General features: G+C 30.4%; 18 protein-coding genes and 1 riboswitch. Of the genes, 14 read left to right on the top strand and 4 right to left on the bottom strand.

The features are described from left to right. Window positions 1-98 precede the first annotated feature (98 nt). The 3 genes from Q428_RS06980 to Q428_RS06970 form a co-directional block, all read right to left on the bottom strand. A complete protein-coding gene (locus Q428_RS06980) occupies window positions 99-908 on the bottom strand; it encodes an ABC transporter ATP-binding protein (protein WP_051515023.1) in 810 nt (269 codons plus the stop codon). Next, window positions 908-1,960 carry a FecCD family ABC transporter permease gene (locus Q428_RS06975; RefSeq protein ID WP_035379484.1) on the bottom strand — a complete coding sequence of 351 codons (1,053 nt, stop codon included), beginning with the start codon at window positions 1,958-1,960 and terminating at the stop codon, window positions 908-910. The genes Q428_RS06980 and Q428_RS06975 overlap by 1 nt, the downstream gene beginning before the upstream one ends. 77 nt (window positions 1,961-2,037) lie before the next feature. Further along, a complete protein-coding gene (locus Q428_RS06970; protein WP_035379482.1) occupies window positions 2,038-2,979 on the bottom strand; it encodes an ABC transporter substrate-binding protein in 942 nt (313 codons plus the stop codon). A gap of 136 nt (window positions 2,980-3,115) precedes the next feature. Continuing rightward, a riboswitch (cobalamin riboswitch) is annotated at window positions 3,116-3,288 on the bottom strand. A gap of 136 nt (window positions 3,289-3,424) precedes the next feature. Here Q428_RS06970 and Q428_RS06960 point away from each other — a divergent pair. The 13 genes from Q428_RS06960 (at window position 3,425) to Q428_RS06905 (ending at window position 14,232) form a co-directional block, all read left to right on the top strand. After that, the gene (locus Q428_RS06960; RefSeq protein ID WP_035379478.1) at window positions 3,425-4,777 is read left to right on the top strand and encodes an MATE family efflux transporter; all 1,353 of its coding nucleotides are present in this window, start codon (window positions 3,425-3,427) and stop codon (window positions 4,775-4,777) included. Between the two features lie 71 nt (window positions 4,778-4,848). After that, window positions 4,849-5,001 (top strand): hypothetical protein, encoded by a 153-nt coding sequence (locus Q428_RS15380; protein WP_161633602.1) that lies wholly within the window; start codon window positions 4,849-4,851, stop codon window positions 4,999-5,001. Window positions 5,002-5,139: 138 nt separating this feature from the next. Continuing rightward, entirely contained in the window at window positions 5,140-5,841 is a 702-nt protein-coding gene (locus Q428_RS06955) for an ATP-binding cassette domain-containing protein (protein ID WP_035379476.1), read from the top strand. A gap of 187 nt (window positions 5,842-6,028) precedes the next feature. Next, window positions 6,029-7,321 carry a diaminopimelate decarboxylase gene (lysA, locus tag Q428_RS06950; RefSeq protein WP_035379474.1) on the top strand — a complete coding sequence of 431 codons (1,293 nt, stop codon included), beginning with the start codon at window positions 6,029-6,031 and terminating at the stop codon, window positions 7,319-7,321. Between the two features lie 133 nt (window positions 7,322-7,454). Further along, window positions 7,455-8,180, top strand: a complete 726-nt coding sequence (locus Q428_RS06945; protein ID WP_035379472.1) for a glycerophosphodiester phosphodiesterase — start codon at window positions 7,455-7,457, stop codon at window positions 8,178-8,180. 227 nt (window positions 8,181-8,407) lie between these two features. After that, window positions 8,408-9,409, top strand: a complete 1,002-nt coding sequence (locus Q428_RS06940; RefSeq protein ID WP_035379470.1) for a 2-hydroxyacyl-CoA dehydratase family protein — start codon at window positions 8,408-8,410, stop codon at window positions 9,407-9,409. Beyond that, window positions 9,406-10,167: an acyl-CoA dehydratase activase gene (locus Q428_RS06935; RefSeq protein WP_035379468.1), complete on the top strand. Its 762-nt coding sequence runs from the start codon at window positions 9,406-9,408 to the stop codon at window positions 10,165-10,167. Before Q428_RS06940 ends, Q428_RS06935 begins: the two co-directional genes overlap by 4 nt. 58 nt (window positions 10,168-10,225) lie before the next feature. Beyond that, on the top strand, window positions 10,226-10,405 hold the full coding sequence (locus tag Q428_RS06930; RefSeq protein WP_035379466.1) for a hypothetical protein: 180 nt from the start codon (window positions 10,226-10,228) through the stop codon (window positions 10,403-10,405). A gap of 131 nt (window positions 10,406-10,536) precedes the next feature. Further along, window positions 10,537-10,875 carry a hypothetical protein gene (locus tag Q428_RS06925; protein ID WP_035379464.1) on the top strand — a complete coding sequence of 113 codons (339 nt, stop codon included), beginning with the start codon at window positions 10,537-10,539 and terminating at the stop codon, window positions 10,873-10,875. A gap of 199 nt (window positions 10,876-11,074) precedes the next feature. Further along, a complete protein-coding gene (locus tag Q428_RS06920; RefSeq protein WP_035379462.1) occupies window positions 11,075-11,656 on the top strand; it encodes an anthranilate synthase component II in 582 nt (193 codons plus the stop codon). Further along, on the top strand, window positions 11,643-12,968 hold the full coding sequence (gene pabB / locus Q428_RS06915) for an aminodeoxychorismate synthase component I (RefSeq protein WP_035379460.1): 1,326 nt from the start codon (window positions 11,643-11,645) through the stop codon (window positions 12,966-12,968). The genes Q428_RS06920 and pabB overlap by 14 nt, the downstream gene beginning before the upstream one ends. A gap of 1 nt (window position 12,969) precedes the next feature. After that, a complete protein-coding gene (locus tag Q428_RS06910) occupies window positions 12,970-13,728 on the top strand; it encodes an aminotransferase class IV (protein WP_035379458.1) in 759 nt (252 codons plus the stop codon). A 123-nt stretch (window positions 13,729-13,851) separates the two neighbouring features. Then, window positions 13,852-14,232: a desulfoferrodoxin gene (locus tag Q428_RS06905; RefSeq protein WP_035379456.1), complete on the top strand. Its 381-nt coding sequence runs from the start codon at window positions 13,852-13,854 to the stop codon at window positions 14,230-14,232. A gap of 215 nt (window positions 14,233-14,447) precedes the next feature. Here Q428_RS06905 and Q428_RS06900 read toward each other — a convergent pair whose 3' ends face one another. Next, the gene (locus tag Q428_RS06900) at window positions 14,448-15,281 is read right to left on the bottom strand and encodes an aminotransferase class IV (RefSeq protein WP_035379454.1); all 834 of its coding nucleotides are present in this window, start codon (window positions 15,279-15,281) and stop codon (window positions 14,448-14,450) included. Window positions 15,282-15,433: 152 nt separating this feature from the next. Here Q428_RS06900 and Q428_RS06895 point away from each other — a divergent pair, with 152 nt between their 5' ends. Next, on the top strand, window positions 15,434-16,579 hold the full coding sequence (locus Q428_RS06895; protein ID WP_035379452.1) for a THUMP domain-containing class I SAM-dependent RNA methyltransferase: 1,146 nt from the start codon (window positions 15,434-15,436) through the stop codon (window positions 16,577-16,579). The last annotated feature ends 147 nt before the right edge of the window (window positions 16,580-16,726 follow it).

Genomic DNA, 16,726 nt, shown 5'->3' with positions numbered 1-16,726 from the left:
AATGATGCAACTTTGTTTATATTGATGTATGTCAATAAATTAAAGAGGCTGAACACTAATTACTAGTGCTCCAGCCTCTTCTTTTTAAAATTATTAATTTATAACCCACTGTATCTTGGGGATTTTGGTATTAAATGAGGCTTACCGTTAATTGGATTTTTGATCATCAATACATCCAAATTGTATACTTTTTTAATTGTTTCTTCTGTTAACACTGAATCTGGTTCCCCAAGAGATACAATTTGACCTTCATGAAGAAATATAAGGTAATCGCTGTATTGTGCAGCAATATTTAAATCATGAAGAACAGATATTACTGTAATTCCATACTTCTTATTTAAAAGTCTAATTGTATCCATAATTTCTATTTGGTTATGTATGTCAAGTTGTGATATTGGTTCATCAAGAAGCATAATTCTGCTTTCCTGTGCAAGTGCCCGTGCAATTACAACTCTTTGTCTTTCACCACCACTTAAAGTTTTAATACTTTTATCTTTAAGGTGCCAAGTGTTTGTCATTTTCATAGATTTTTCTGCAACAGCCAAATCCCATTGTTTTTCACTTTCAAATCTCTTTAAATATGGATGACGTCCCATTAAGACTACATCTAATGAAGTAAAGTCTAAATCAATACTGGTATTTTGGGGTACATAGGATAATATTTTGGCAAAATCTTTATATTTAAAATCAAGAATGTCCTTAGTTTCTATATTGATAGTATTTTTTGGAGGTTCTATTGTTCTTGAAATATTTCTAAGAAGAGTTGTTTTTCCTGAACCGTTAGGACCTACAATACTATAAAATAAGCCTTTCTTTATTTCTAAATTTATATCCTTTAGAATTTCCTTTTCATTTATACTGTAATTTAAACCTTCTATTTTTATAATTGAAAAATTATCCATAGACATTATAACACCCTCTTCTTAGTTTTATAAAGAAGATATATGAAATAAGGAGCACCAAATAATGAGGTTATTGCGCCAACAGGTATTTCAGTAGGGGCAAGTAGTGTTCTTGCAAGGGTATCTGATAAAAGCATAAAACAGGCTCCAATTATTGCTGAAAATGGAATAAGTATTCTATGGTCTGATCCAATCAACAGTTTTACTATATGAGGTATTATTAAACCGACAAAACCTATGATACCACTTACTGATACTATTGAAGCAATTAATACTGAAGATATTAGAAGCATTATTTTTTTTACTAACTCAACATTTATTCCAAGACTTTTAGCTGAATCATCTCCAAGTAGAATAATATTAATGTCCCTTGAGAAAAACAACATAACTAAGAACAAAGGAACAGTAACAACAAAGAGAAATATAACTTGTTTCCAATTTGCTGCAGATAAGCTTCCCATAGTCCAAAATACTATTTTGTCCAATTCGTTTCTATTTAATATCATAATTATTGATATCAAGGAGGATAAGAAAAAACTAACAGCAACACCGGCTAAAAGCAAATTAACAGTTGGTGCCTTATTACCAACCCTTGCAATATTATAGACTACAAGTGTTGTTAAAATGGAAAATAGAAAAGCTGAAAAAGCTACTCCACTAATTCCTAAAAACATACTTTCAACATGGAATACAATAGCAATTGCTGCTCCTAGCGCTGCACCAGATGAAATACCAAGAACGTAAGGATCAGCCATAGGATTATTAAAAATTCCTTGATAAACAGCTCCGACAATAGATAAACCCATCCCTACAATACAAGATAAGAGAATTCTTGGTAATCTGATATTTAAAAGTATAGCAGCATGGGCTGAGCTAATGTTTTGCATATTGGAGAACCTTTTTAATATAGGTATTTTTGATAAAATAATATTCAATGAGTCCTCTAAAGTTATGTTGGCAGCTCCAAAAGCAATTGTCGATAATATCAAAAGTAATAGAACTACAATTGATATAAGAATTAAACTCTTATAATTTTTTTTCCTATCCTCGAAGGTCATAGCAATTCCTCATTTCATTATTTTTATACAATTATATTCCTCCAGTAATTACTGGAGGAATATAACTAAGCTGATAATTATTTAAATAATTCAGGATGTATAAGTTTTGCAAGTTCTTCAAGTCCCTGAGCTAATCTAGGACCTTGTCTGTCCAGCATGTTATTATCGATTTCTAATAATTTGCCTTCCTTTACAGCTCTTAAATCTTTATATCCATTTGATTGCTCAATACCTTTTTTTGTATCAAAATATTTTGAACAAATCAGAATATCAGGGTCATGCTCTACTATCTTTTCAAGACTGTACTTCCAACCTTCTGCATCAGTTGCTATGTTAGTAGCTCCTGCCATTTCAATCAACTGAGAAATAAAAGTATCTCTAGTAGCTGTATAATCTCCATACTGACCATAACCAACTACATAATAAACCTTAGGTTTATCAGCATTTTTAACTTTCTCTGTAACTTCTGAAACCTTAGTTTTCATTCCTTCTATAAGATTTTTTGCAGCATTATTTTCATCTATAATTTCACCAATTTTTTGGATTGTAGTATAAACACCATCAAAACTTTCTTTTTCACTAATCATTACAATTTTTACATTTAGTGCAGCTATTTTATCAACGATTTCTTTCTTAAGCAATGAAGATGCAATAACAATATCAGGTTTTAGTTCAACAATTTTCTCAATACTAGGCTCAGTAATACTGCCTACTGAAGCTACACTTTTAATAGTTTCAGGATAATCACAATAATCTGTTCTCCCAACAAGCCTTTCAGTTGCATTAAGTGCAGTTACAATTTCTGTTATGTTTGGAGATAGAGAAATTATTCTTTCAGGCTTTTTATCAATTGTAACTTCACGACCATATGAATCAACAATTTTATAAGGGTAAGTTGTTGTTACATTAGTAGTGTTGTTTTGTAAAGAATTTTTTTTGTTTGAACATGATGTAAATAGACTTAACATAAGTATTAGAGTTAAAAGCAGGGCAACTGCCTTTTTAAAATAGTTAGTCATTTCTTTAATACTCCTTTCAAATTTATGAATTATAATAGATTCTGAATCTTATTAAGGAAGCAAAATAAAAAGAGCCTAAGAGGCTCTTTAAAAGAAATATACCAAAATAATTCGTACATTCTTCTTTCCCTCCGAAAGATCCAGTATGCAACAGGCAGGTCTCCTGGCTGACGGGTCATCCTAAGCTCTCCTTCCCAAATATTTAGTGGATTGAGCTTTGTCGCCGTATACAGTAGCGGGGGCTGCAGCGGATTTTCACCGCTTTCCCTTTTCATTCCATATTGGAACACCTGAAGCTTCATTATTTAAATTTTTGCAATCTTATTTTAACTCAGTAAAATTTTATTGTCAATAAAATGTGTGAGATACTTTTGTGAAGGAAAAACTAAAAGAATGTAGAAATATAAATACGATAAGATAAAAATATTTCCTAGTGGGGTGAAAGATGGACAATTTAAGAATTAAAGACATTAGAAAAAATATATACACTATGATTTTTCCAATAATATTGGAGAATGTTTTACAAATGACAACAGGTCTTATTTCTATGGCCATTATAGGCAGAATCAGTGCCATAGCAGTTGCAGCTATTGGGTTAAGTAGTAGGATAACTCAAGTAGTCTGGGCAATTTTTAAAGGAATAACTACAGGGGCTACTGTATTTGTAGCACAGGCATATGGTGCTGGAAACAATGAAAAACTGAAGAACGTTATAAAGCAGACATTAATATCATCTATTGTTTTGGCAATTACATTGCAACAATTGATTTATTGGAATGCTTCTAGTTTATTAAAAATTTTTAGTCCTAAGGCAGTGCTAATGGAAAATAGCCTGCTTTATTTAAAAATTGTTTCCTTTGGCTTGCCATCTATGGTTATAATGCTTGTGGTAGCTGGTGTTCTTCAGGGAATGGGTAATTCAATAATTCCAGCTATAATAGCCTTAATTATGAATTTAGTAAACATAGTTTTAAGCTATATACTTGTTTTTGGAAAGTTTGGTGTACCAGCTTATTCTTTAAAAGGGGCTGCATTTTCTTTAGTAGCTGCTCAGTCTATTGGTGCTTTTATAGGTTTGGTAATTTTGTTTAGAAGAAAGGGTGTATTAAACAATACAGTTAATGAAAAACTATTCAAATTTGATATACGTGAAATATCACGTATATACAGGGTTGGAATTCCTTCAGCTTTGGAGTCGGTTTTTTGGCAACTTTCTGCAATCGTACTTACTAAGATAATACTTTCCTATGGTGAGATAGCCTTTGCTGCTTACCAGATAGGACTTCAGGCTGAAGCCATTTCTTATATGCCTGCAGTTGGATTTTATGTTGCTGCAACTGCATTTGTTGGTCAGTCATTAGGAGCAGGGGATAGGGATCTTGGAAAGCTGTATATAAAGGAAATTTTCAAAGGAGCAGTTATTATTACATCTTTTTGTGCAGGAATTTTATTCTTTCTTCCCAGGCAGATTATGGGCATGTTAACAACTAATTATGAAATAATAATAATCGGTGCACAATATTTGTTATTAATGGGACCTGTGCAATTTCCTCAAAATCTTGCAGGAGTTCTTAATGGTGCATTAAGGGGAGCAGGATATACAGAGATACCAATGATAATATCAGCAATTGGACTTTGGGGAGTCAGAATTCCATTGGCTTTATTTTTTACATATAAATTAAAAACAAGTATTGCGGGGATATGGATAGCAATTATTATTGATTTATCCATAAGATTTATTTTAAGCGCAACACTATATAAAAAGAAAAATATTTACTCCGCAAAGGCTTTGGTTTAAGAGGCTGCCTGGTAATAAATTTTACTTAATTAAGCATATAATTAGATTAATTTTAACTATGGAGGTGTTTTATGGATATTCTATATTGGATAATTGTAATAGCATTAATAATATTGGCTGTTAAAGTTGTAAGTAAAGTAGTAAAATTAGCCTTAACAATATTTATTGTTCTTGCAATAGTTTCGCTAATTGTTGGACCAGAATGGATTTTAAGCTTTTTGTAACTTAGAAGATTAACAATAATTAAGACTGCTTACAAATTTGACTATTCTAGAACGTGATGAACATTTCCAGCAGGTCGAGATCTTTTCATCACGTTCTTACAATTTTAATTAGGAATATTATATGTTAAGGTGAATAAAATGGAGATTATTTTAAGGGATTTAGTTAAAGCATACGGAAATAGGGAAGTAATTAATATTAATGATTTTGTTTTTAAAGAAAATAAGACTTATGGGATAATAGGTTCCAATGGTGCTGGGAAAACAACCTTAATTAGAATGATTTTGGGATTGGATAGGGACTATAAGGGAAGTATAGACTATAGAGCAGGGACTTCATATATTACTCTTGAAGAGGTCAGGAAAAAGGCAGGGTATGTATCTCAAAACCCATATTTGTTTGATCAGAGCATAAGGGAAAATGTAAAAATGGGGATTAAATTCCAAGGAGAAAATAATAAAAATGAAATAGATGAAATATTAAGTGAATTTAAATTAACAGATATATCTGAGAGAAATGCTTTAAATATATCAATGGGTGAAGCACAAAGAACAGCAGTGGCCAGGGTTATGTTAGCAAAATCAGAAATATTATTATTTGACGAGCCAACTGCCAACATTGATTCACAAAATACAAAGGTAATAGAGGAAGCTATAATAAATTATAAAAAGAAAAATACAGTAACAATAATTATTGTTACTCACAATATATTTCAAGCAAAAAGATTATGTGATTATATCATTTATATGGAAAATGGCAGAATATTAGAGGTAATTGACAGAAAAGAATTCCATTGTAATAAAAAGCTGCAGGAGATAATTGAATATTCAATGATACTTTAGTACATGGTTCGGATTTGCGGAAAAATCCGTATTTTTGAACTGTGTACTTTTTTTTGTGTAATTATTTAAGTATTGCAAATAATTATTATAACTATGATATATGAATATGAGTTATCTTAAGTGAAATACTAAAGAATTGGCACATAAATTGCATATATAGTTAAGAGATTGAAAGGGAGGGATTTAAATGTTCGGTTATAATTCATTAAAAATAAATGATAGAGGAAATTTAGAAATTTCAGGATGTGATTGTGTTGAATTAGTAGAAAAGTATGGAACACCATTATATGTAATGGATGAAGCTGAAATAAGAAGGAGATGCAGGGAAATTAGAAAAAAACATATTGATAAATATAATGGGATAGCACTATATGCCAGTAAGGCTTTTTTAAATAAAGAGATGTGTAGAATAGTAAAGAGTGAAGGACTAGGTTTGGATGTTGTTTCATCTGGGGAGCTATATACTGCTTATTCTGTTGATTTTCCTATGGATAAAATAGTATTTCATGGTAATAACAAAACAATTGATGAGCTGCAAATGGCAGTGGAATTAAGTGTGGGAAGAATAGTGTTAGATAATTTTTATGAAATTAATATGCTTGAAAGTTTACTTAAAGGTAAGGGAAAAAGAATAGATGTTCAAATTAGAGTAGCACCAGGAATAGAGGGTCATACCCATGACTATATAAAGACGGGTCAGATAGACACTAAATTTGGTTTTTCTTTGCAGGATGGCAGTGCTAGAAGTGCCATAGATAAAGTAATTCATTCAAACTGTTTTAATTTTAAAGGGTTACATTCTCATTTAGGCTCCCAACTCTTCGAGAATGAAATATATATATCAGCAGTAAAGATATTGGTGGAAGAATACAGGAGGATTAAAGAGCTATACGGTATTGAACTTGATGAAATTAATGTTGGTGGAGGCTTTGCAATTTACTACTCAAAGGAAGATGAGAGAAGAAATATTTCATTTTATAGTGATATTATAAATAAAACTGTTGATAAAGAATTTTCAGGATATGGTTTAAAAAGACCAACAGTTTATATAGAACCTGGAAGGTGGGTTGTTGGGGAAGCAGGGATTACTCTCTACACTGTTGGAGCAATTAAGGAAATTAAAGGTATAAGAAAGTATGTATGCATTGATGGTGGTATGACTGATAATATAAGACCTTCTCTATATAATGCCAATTATACTGCTGTAGTTGCAAACAAAAAAGAATCTGAGGAAAAAGAAGTTATAACTATTGCAGGTAAGTGCTGTGAATCAGGAGATATATTAATAAAGGATTGTCAGCTGAATAAGTTAGAAAGTGGAGATATATTAGCAGTATTAAGTACAGGTGCTTACAATTTTACTATGTCAAGTAACTACAATAGAATGAGAAGACCTGCTGTTGTAATGGCTAATAAAGGTAAAGACAGGATTATTGTAAAGAGGCAAACCTTTGAAGATTTAATAAAAAACGATATATAACTCTTAGCTGAACAACCATAACTCATCTTAACGAAAAAGAAAACTTAAAATTAAAAAGAAGGAAAAATCTTTGTGGTGTTGAAGTTTTATGTAAGTTAGTAATATATAAAATGAATGATGGGGATGGTGAATTATGGTAGTTAATTTTGCACATAGGGGTGCTAGTGGATATTATCCTGAAAATACTATGATTGCCTTTGAATGGGCATATAAAATGGGAGCTGATGGCATTGAAACGGATGTACAAATGACAAAGGATGGAGTGCTTATCCTTTTTCATGATGAGATGGTGAACAGAACAACAGATGGAGTTGGATTTATAAAAGATTATACTTATAATGAATTAAATAAATTAGATGCTGGAAAGTGGTTTTCAAATGAGTTTATCGGAATAAAGATCCCTTCTGTTGAAGAGGTTTTATCATACTTTAAAAATAAAGAAACGGCTATAAATTTTGAAATAAAAAACAGTGTCATAGATTATAAAGAAATCGAAGAAAAATTAATTGATGTAATTGTAAACTATAATATGGAAAACAGAGTTATATTATCAAGTTTTAATCATGTTTCAATGGTTAAATGTAAGAAGATAAACAAAAATATTAAAACTGCTCTGCTGGTAGAAGAAAAATTATACTGTCCCGAAAATTATGTAAAAACTGCTTTAGCAGATGGTATTCATCCCCATTATTATAGCATTAATAAAGAAACTATCAGAAATATTAAAAAAGAAGGACTTTTTATAAACACCTATACAGTAAATGATGCTAATTATATGAGATACTTTATTCAAGGAGGGGTAGATGGCATAATAACTAACTATCCTGATAAATTAAAAAAAGTTATAGAGCAGTCATAATGGTTTATTAATTTATATTGCTATTGTTTTAGTTGAAATCATATGCTATACTATCCACGTAAAATAAATAAGACAGTTCGAAACCATCCTGTCTCTAAACAAAACTAGGATTAACTAAATTTTTTAGTTATTTCAATAGTAAAGGGGCTTTTAGCCCCTTTTGTATTTTCTTAATTATTTATGATAAAAATAAAAGAAGATAAATGTTAATGATGGGGGACAATGCTATGAAAGTGATTGGAATAACTACAACAGTTCCTATAGAAGTTCTTTTAGCAGCAGGATATAAAGTTGTAGATTTAAATAATTTATTTATAACTTCTGCGGATTATGGAAGATATATCGATATAGCGGAAAGGGGAGGATTTCCAAAGAGTCTCTGTGCATGGATAAAAGGAATCTTTGGAGCTTGTTTGGAAAATAAAATAAATGAGGTTGTAGGAGTAATTGAAGGAGATTGCTCTAACACTAAAGCACTAATTGAAGTTTTAAAACTCAATGGTGTGAAAGTATATCCCTTTGCATATCCGCATTCACGGAATATTGATGAGGTTAAAAAATCAATCCAAAATTTTATGGAATTATTTAAAGTAAAGGAAGAGGATGTTGAGGAGGTTAGAGAAAAATTAAAGGAAATTCGTAGTTTAGCAAGGGACATTGATGAGCTCAACTATATAGAAAATAAAGCAACAGGTTTTGAAAATCATTTATTCCAAATAGCTTTGAGCGATTTTAACGGGGATTTAGAAAAGTTTAAGATTATGCTTATAGATAAGAAAAAAGAAATAGCCAGCAGAGAGGCAGATGTAAAAAAAATTAGACTAGCCTATATAGGAGTTCCTCCTATGACTGGAGATATTTACGATTTTGTAGAAAAATTTGATGCCAGGTTTGTATATAATGAGGTTCAAAGAGAATTTGCTTTCCCCAGGTTTGATGAAGTACGCAATATATATGAGCAATATTGTAACTATACTTATCCCTATGATGTACATTTCAGACTTCATGAAATAAAAAAACAGATTAAAGAACGAAAAATAGATGGTGTGATACATTATACACAGGCATTTTGTTACAGAGCTATTGAGGATATCATTATAAAAAATGAATTAGATGTTCCTGTACTAAATATAGAGGGTGATAAAATAAATGAACTTGATTCCAGAACAAAATTAAGGTTAGAAGCTTTTATAGATATGATTGCAGATCAGAAGGAGGAAATCAAGTGAGGATATTAGGAATTGATATGGGTAGCAGAGAAGTTAAGATAGCCTTAATGGAGAATTCAATAATTACAAAAAAATTTAAGTTAAGTACGGTAAGTTTTTATAAAGAATATTGTTCTTACAAAAATAAGATCATCGTAGATACTTCAAAGTTAGGGTTTGAAAACATAGATAAAGGGATATCAACAGGTTATGGAAGAAACAACATCGATTTGCAGGAATTTGAACCAATAAATGAGATAAAAGCCCACGTTTATGGTGTGTTTTATCAGTTAAGTTTAAAAGATTTTATACTTTTAGATGTGGGAGGGCAAGATGTTAAAATTGTTAAGGTTGAAAAAGGGGTTATAACTGATTTAGAACTGAATGAAAAATGTGCAGCTTCATGTGGCAGATATTTAGAAAATATGGCAAATATCTTAGAAATCCCATTGGAAGAAATGTTTAAACATTATGAGGATCCAGTAGAGATAAATTCTACATGTGCAGTCTTTTCAGAATCTGAATTAATTGGGAAAATAGCTGAGGGAAATTCCTTCGACAGGTTATGTTCAGGGGTTAATTATTCATTGTACAAGAGACTGCATCCAATGTTGTCAAATTTTAAAGGAAAAAATTTGGTTTTATCTGGTGGAGTTGCAATGAATTCTGCATTACAAAGATATCTAAGTATGGATTTTGACAATGTGATTTGCCTCAATGAACCCCAATATAATGGAGCAATTGGCTGTTGTTATTATGGTAATTTAAAAAAAAGCTAGAATATTTTATATTAGCCTACAAATAATAAGATTGTATTATTTAAAAGGAGGAATATTTGTGGCTAGTAAAGAACAATTGAAATTGGTTGGATTAACTTGTAATCATTACAGTTCATCAGGGATGACGGCTTCGATAATAAATTATGGGAGAAGTTGCGAAAATTGCGAAAAATGGGATGGAAAGAAATGTACAATAAATGTTTTTGATAAGACTTTAGCTGGTTTAGATCAGGGATAATATGGTGTATAAAGCAGAAATATAAGGTTTCTGCTTTATTTTTTTTACTAAGTTGAAGGGTTGATAGTAAAATGTTATAATAATGTAAATAATAACATTACATGTATATAAAAGGGAAATGGGGGAATAACATGGGTAAAGTTTTATGTTCTCTTTGTACATGTGAAATAAGACAAAAAGATGATCTTATTACATGTGTACGTGGATTTTTCTCTGATGCCGCGTATCATAAAAGATGCTATGACATAGCAAATAAGACCAGATTTCACGACGTATCTAGACCTCTTAATAAAAAAGAAGTAAAATTCTCGGCAATTTATTTTACAGTTATGATGCTTTTAATCACAATTATTTTTAAAGAATATCTATATTTAAATCTTTTTCTTTTATTCATTTCCTTATTTAGCGACTTTCATTTAGTAAAAAGTTGGTTGACATATGAGCGAAATTTTCCATTTAATAAGAGCTAATTAATAAGCATAGAAATAATTTAAACCGTTATGTTCTAATTTAAAATTTATTTATTGAGATTTTGCAAATTTTTAGTAAAAAGTCAGTGAACTTTAACTAAAAATTTGTTTTTTGTCTTTTAAACAGAAAAAGTTATTATTTTTCAATTTTCATAATTAAGTTATAATTGAAATATAATTTTATTTATGGAGGGACAACATGGTACTTATCATCGATAATTATGATTCATTTACCTACAATCTATATCATTATTTTTTAATACTTGGTGAAGAAACGGTTGTAAAAAACAGAGATGAAGTAACCTTAGAAGAAATAGAGAAAATGAAACCAGATTTTATAGTATTATCTCCCGGGCCAGGAAGTCCTGAAGAGGCAATTCTGCCATTAAGAGTTATTGATAAATTCAAAGGCGAAATACCAATTTTGGGAGTATGTTTAGGCCATCAATGTATTGGTTACTACTTTGGGGGAAAGGTTGTAAAGGGAAAAAGTCCAGTTCACGGAAAAGTACACTTGGTTAAGCATATAAACAAAGGTGTTTTTCAAGGACTTAAAAATCCAATTAATGTTACGAGATATCATTCACTAGTAATTTCAAAGGAGACTTTACCAGATGATTTAGAAATAACAGCTGAAACTTTAACTGGCGAGATAATGGGTGTAAGACATAAAAAATATAATATAGAGGGAGTACAGTTTCATCCAGAAGCTATATTAACCGAGCATGGTTTAGATATGCTTAAAAACTTTTTAAGGAGTGGCAGAAATGAAAATAACTAAACTAGATTATGAAATTGATTCCTATTCAGCTTACTTACAAGTAAAGGATAAAAACACAGCTTTGCTTGAAAGCAGCTTTATGGTTAAAGATACTGGAGATAATTCAATAATAGTATTTAATCCTCAATTTATTGTAAAATACGAAAAAGGTCATTCGTATATAAATAATATGCTGGTTGAAAAAGATATCTTGAAATTACTTGATGAACTATTAATGGAGAAAAAACCTTTAAATACTGGATTGGTCTTTGATGGAGGATTTGTAGGATATTTATCTTATGATTTTGGGATGGAAATAATGAATGTAAAAAATAATAATCCAATCAATGTAAACATTCCTGATGTTTACTTTGCATATTTTGAAGATTTTATTTTAATAGATCATGCTAATAAATGTACATATATATGTACTGAAGACGAAAAAGTAATAGAAAAAATAAAAGGATGTTTATACATAAATATTGATGACAAAAATTGCAACAGAGTTATTCTGAGATCAAATTTTACAAAGGAAGAGTTTAAAGAAAGAGTAGAAGGTGTTAGAGAATATATAAGATGCGGTGATACATATCAGGTTAATATTTCCCAACAATTTCTTGGAGAAGGTAGTCTAAATCCTCATGAAGTATATACAAGATTTAGAAAGGTAAATTATGGACCATATAATGCCTTTTTAGACCTTGATGGTAGCTATATATTATCAACATCCCCAGAACAATTTTTAAGAAAAAGGGGTAACTTGATAACAACAAGACCAATTAAGGGAACAGTTAGAAAATCACTTGTTTATGAGGAAAATAAAGCCTTAAAAGAATATTTATACAGCAGTGAAAAATGCCGTTCTGAGTTGTTGATGATTATTGATCTTGAAAGAAATGATCTTTCAAGAATATGCATTCCTGGAACTGTAAAGGTTGAAAGTTTATTTGAAGTTGAAGAATATGCAACTGTTAATCATTTAGTCTCTACAATACAGGGAAAATTACTTAAGGACATTAGTTTTTCTGAAATAATCAAGGGTACCTTTCCCGGGGGCTCAATAACAGGTGCACCTAAGTTAAGGTCTATGGAGGTTATAGATGAACTGGAGAATGTATCCAGGGGAATATATACAGGTTCAATTGGATATATTTCCAATAATGGAAATTTTGATTTAAATATTGCGATAAGAACAGCTGTAATCAATGACAAGGGAGTATATTATAACGTAGGTGGAGGAATTGTATGGGATTCTGATCCGGAGGATGAATATGAAGAAACCCTTCATAAAGGGAGAGCAATATATAAAGCTTTAACTGGAAAGGGTGAATAACTTGGATTGTATCTTCAGAAAGGAATTAGCATATGGATTAGTACCATTTGAGACTTTATATTTTGAGGGAAATAAATGTCACTACGTTGATGAACATTTTAAAAGACATAAAAGGGCAGCAAGGATTCTTAGCATTGATTTTAAGCTGACATATGAAGATTACAATTATGAAATTGAAAAATATTTAAATATAAGAAACAAAGGTAAAGGAGTATTAAAAATAGCTATTTTAGATAATAAACTAAACTTTGAAATAAGGGATGCCAATTATAAAGGGCAACAATATTTAAATGGACTGAGACTCTGTTTAACAAGGACAAAACGAGATGAAGCAAACATACTGAATTATATTAAAACCTTTAACTATGGGACTAATTATATGGAAGATATAAGGGCAAAATCTAAAGGTTATGATACAGCCCTTTTCCTAAACACAAAATCTCAAATAGCAGAAACGTGTTATGCCAATATTTTCTTCAGAAATAAGAACACAATCTATACACCCAGCATAACATCTGGAATATTAAATGGAATAATTAGAAAGAAAGTGATTGAATTTTCTCAAAAAACTGGCTATGAAGTAAAATGCTGTGTGATTACAAGTGATGAAATGCCATATTTTGAAGAATGTTTTATTACTAATAGTGTTGCTGGGGTATTTCCTGTAAAATCCATAGAAAATATAACCTATTATTCAAGAGAATTTTGTGAAAAGATAAAAACAGAGAAATATTTAATTCGTGATTGGAATAAAATATAATATGGATGAGAGAAGTACTAATTAATGTTAAATTTTAGATATAAGTCGGGTATATCTATTTTACAATTTGAGTTATATGGTATAATAAATATTAAAAGAAAATAATTATCGGGAGGGGTTAAAATGTTAGAGGTTAAACAGGTCTATAAATGTATGGTTTGTGGTAACATAGTGGAAGGGATTCATAGCGGGCAAGGACAATTAATATGTTGTGGAAAACCAATGACATTACAGGTTGAGAATACGGTTGATGCTGCAAGGGAAAAGCACGTTCCAATAATTGAGAGGGTTGATGGTGGTTTTTTAGTAAAGGTAGGAAGTGTAGAGCATCCAATGCTAGATAATCACTATATTGAATGGATAGAATTACATGTTGATAATAAACTATATAGAAAATATCTAAATCCAGGTGACAAGCCAGAAGCATTATTTAATGTAGATGGAAAAGTTATTTATGCAAGGGAATATTGTAATTTACATGGATTGTGGAAAAATGAATTATAAAAATTTATACAACACTTTTTGAATTGTTTATAACCTATTTTTCTTTTTCTAAATAATAGAAAAGACATTTTTTCGAACATTTTACAAAGACTTATATTTTAGAACGTCATGAATAATTCCCTAAGTTTTAGGCTTTACAGAGTTATATCATGACGTTCTTGTAAATTTTGTTCACAAATAATATGTATCAACAATCCAATTAAATTTTTAATATATTACACAGTTTTTTTATGAAATTTAATATAACTGTTAATTTCATCGTCATAGATTTCCATGATTTTTCTTAATAAAGGATTATTTGTTGAGAGTTTCATATCTCCAATGTTTGAAATAGGCAAAACCTTAGGAGAAGTACCACTTATAAATGCAGAGTCAAAACTGTCAAGTTCAGCAACTTTAATTTTTGATTCTGTCACTTTAATGCCATTTAGGCTGCATAAACGAATGATTCTTTGTCTGGTAATTCCCATAAGAACATCCTCTGATGGGGCTGTAAAAACAATATCATCCTTTATAAAAAATAAATTGGAACGGCTGCCTTCGGTAATTTCACCATTACTATTTACAAGGAGTGCTTCATAGCATTTTTCTTTTTTGAGTTGTTCATTAATTTTATTCCTTAAATGTTTTTGAATAACCTTTGCATTTGGATTCTCTCTTTCACCATTATATAAAAATACAGAAACCCCCTTTAAATACATATCTTCATCAGGGTAATTGCTTTCGATGAAAAAATAATACATATCTTTTTTTGTTTCATCTAGATTGTTTACAACAAGCTTAACATTATAATTTTGAACATTATTTTTTTCTACAATTCTTTCAATATTTTTGCGTATTTCTTCTAATGTTATATTCAGGTTATATCCTAATAGGGTAGCAGAACTAATCAATCTTTCAAAATGTTCCTCTAAAAACAAAGGCACCCCATTAATTAATCTTATTACTTCATAAACTGATGGATGTTCTTCAACATACACATTATCAAATGCCACTGTATCGTAAACTTTATTATTACAGATAAAAAAATTTAAAACTGCTTCAGACATATTAACAACCTCCCTACATGAATATTTTACGACTAAATCAAAGATAAATCTATAACTACTAAAAAACTATTGATGTTGTAAAAGATGATTTATGATTATATAATGTTAATGCTGGCAAATAAAACTGTAACATTAAGATAGGAGAGAAATATATGAACTATACTTTAATAGCTACTGCCACATTTGGGTTGGAAGCAATTGTGGCGCAGGAGCTTAGAAATTTAGGATATGAAAATCTGGTTGTTGAAAACGGAAAAGTAACCTTTGAAGGTGATGAATGGGATATAGTTACATGTAATTTATGGCTGAGAACTGCAGATAGAATTTTAATAAAAATGGGAGAGTTTAAAGCAACAACATTTGAAGAGTTATTCCAAGGTACAAAAAGTATAAACTGGGGTGAGATAATCCCCATAAATGGGAAAATGCATGTGGTTGGTAAATCAGTAAAATCAGGCTTGTTCAGTGTATCAGATTGCCAGTCAATCGTCAAAAAAGCCATTGTTGAATCTATGAAGATTAAATACAATCAGGATTGGTTTTCTGAATCAGGTCCTGTTTATAAAATAGAAGTTGCGCTACTTAAGGATATAGTTACTTTAACTATCGACACATCAGGAGCGGGGCTACATAAAAGAGGATATAGGGAATTAAGTGGAGAAGCTCCTTTAAAAGAAACATTAGCAGCAGCACTAGTACTTTTAAGCAGATGGGAACCAACAAGGGTTTTGGCAGATCCATTTTGCGGTTCGGGTACCATTGCAATAGAAGCAGCTCTGATTGGGAAAAACATTGCTCCAGGGTTGAACAGGCATTTTATTTCTGAAGACTGGCCCAATATAGATTCAAATATATGGAGAGAAGCTAGAGACTATGCAAAAAATAAAATTAACCATAAAAATTTCAGAATACTTGCTTCTGATATAGATGGAAGGGTACTTAAAACTGCTAGGGAAAATGCTCAAAAGGCTGGAGTTGAAGAATATATAGCATTTCAAAGATTACCAGTACAAGAGTTTAGTTCTAAGAAAAAGTATGGATGTATTATCTGCAACCCTCCATATGGTGAACGATTAGGTGAGATTAAGGAAGTAGAAAAACTTTATACTGAGATAGGTGAGGTTTTTTTAAAATTAGATTCGTGGTCTTATTTTATATTGACATCAAATGAAAATTTCCAAAAACTATTTGGGAAAAAGGCTGATAAAAATAGAAAACTATACAATGGAAGAATACAATGTTATTACTATCAATATTTTGGTCCCTTACCTGACAAGAAAAAACTAAATAAAGATTAAAGTTAATAACAATGTTTTTAATTAAATAAAAGGTGAATTGAAAAGTTAACTTCCACTTTGTAGAATTAACTTCCACTGTAAAATCGAAGTTAGATACAATTTGGGTCAGAAGAGTAAATTTTTTAGTTGTTTAAGCACAAAATGAGG

The sequence above is a fragment of the Fervidicella metallireducens AeB genome (genome assembly GCF_000601455.1).
Classification (GTDB): domain Bacteria; phylum Bacillota; class Clostridia; order Clostridiales; family Caloramatoraceae; genus Fervidicella; species Fervidicella metallireducens.
Note: the sequence above shows the minus strand (reverse complement) of the source record. Positions and strands in the feature narration are given on the sequence as shown.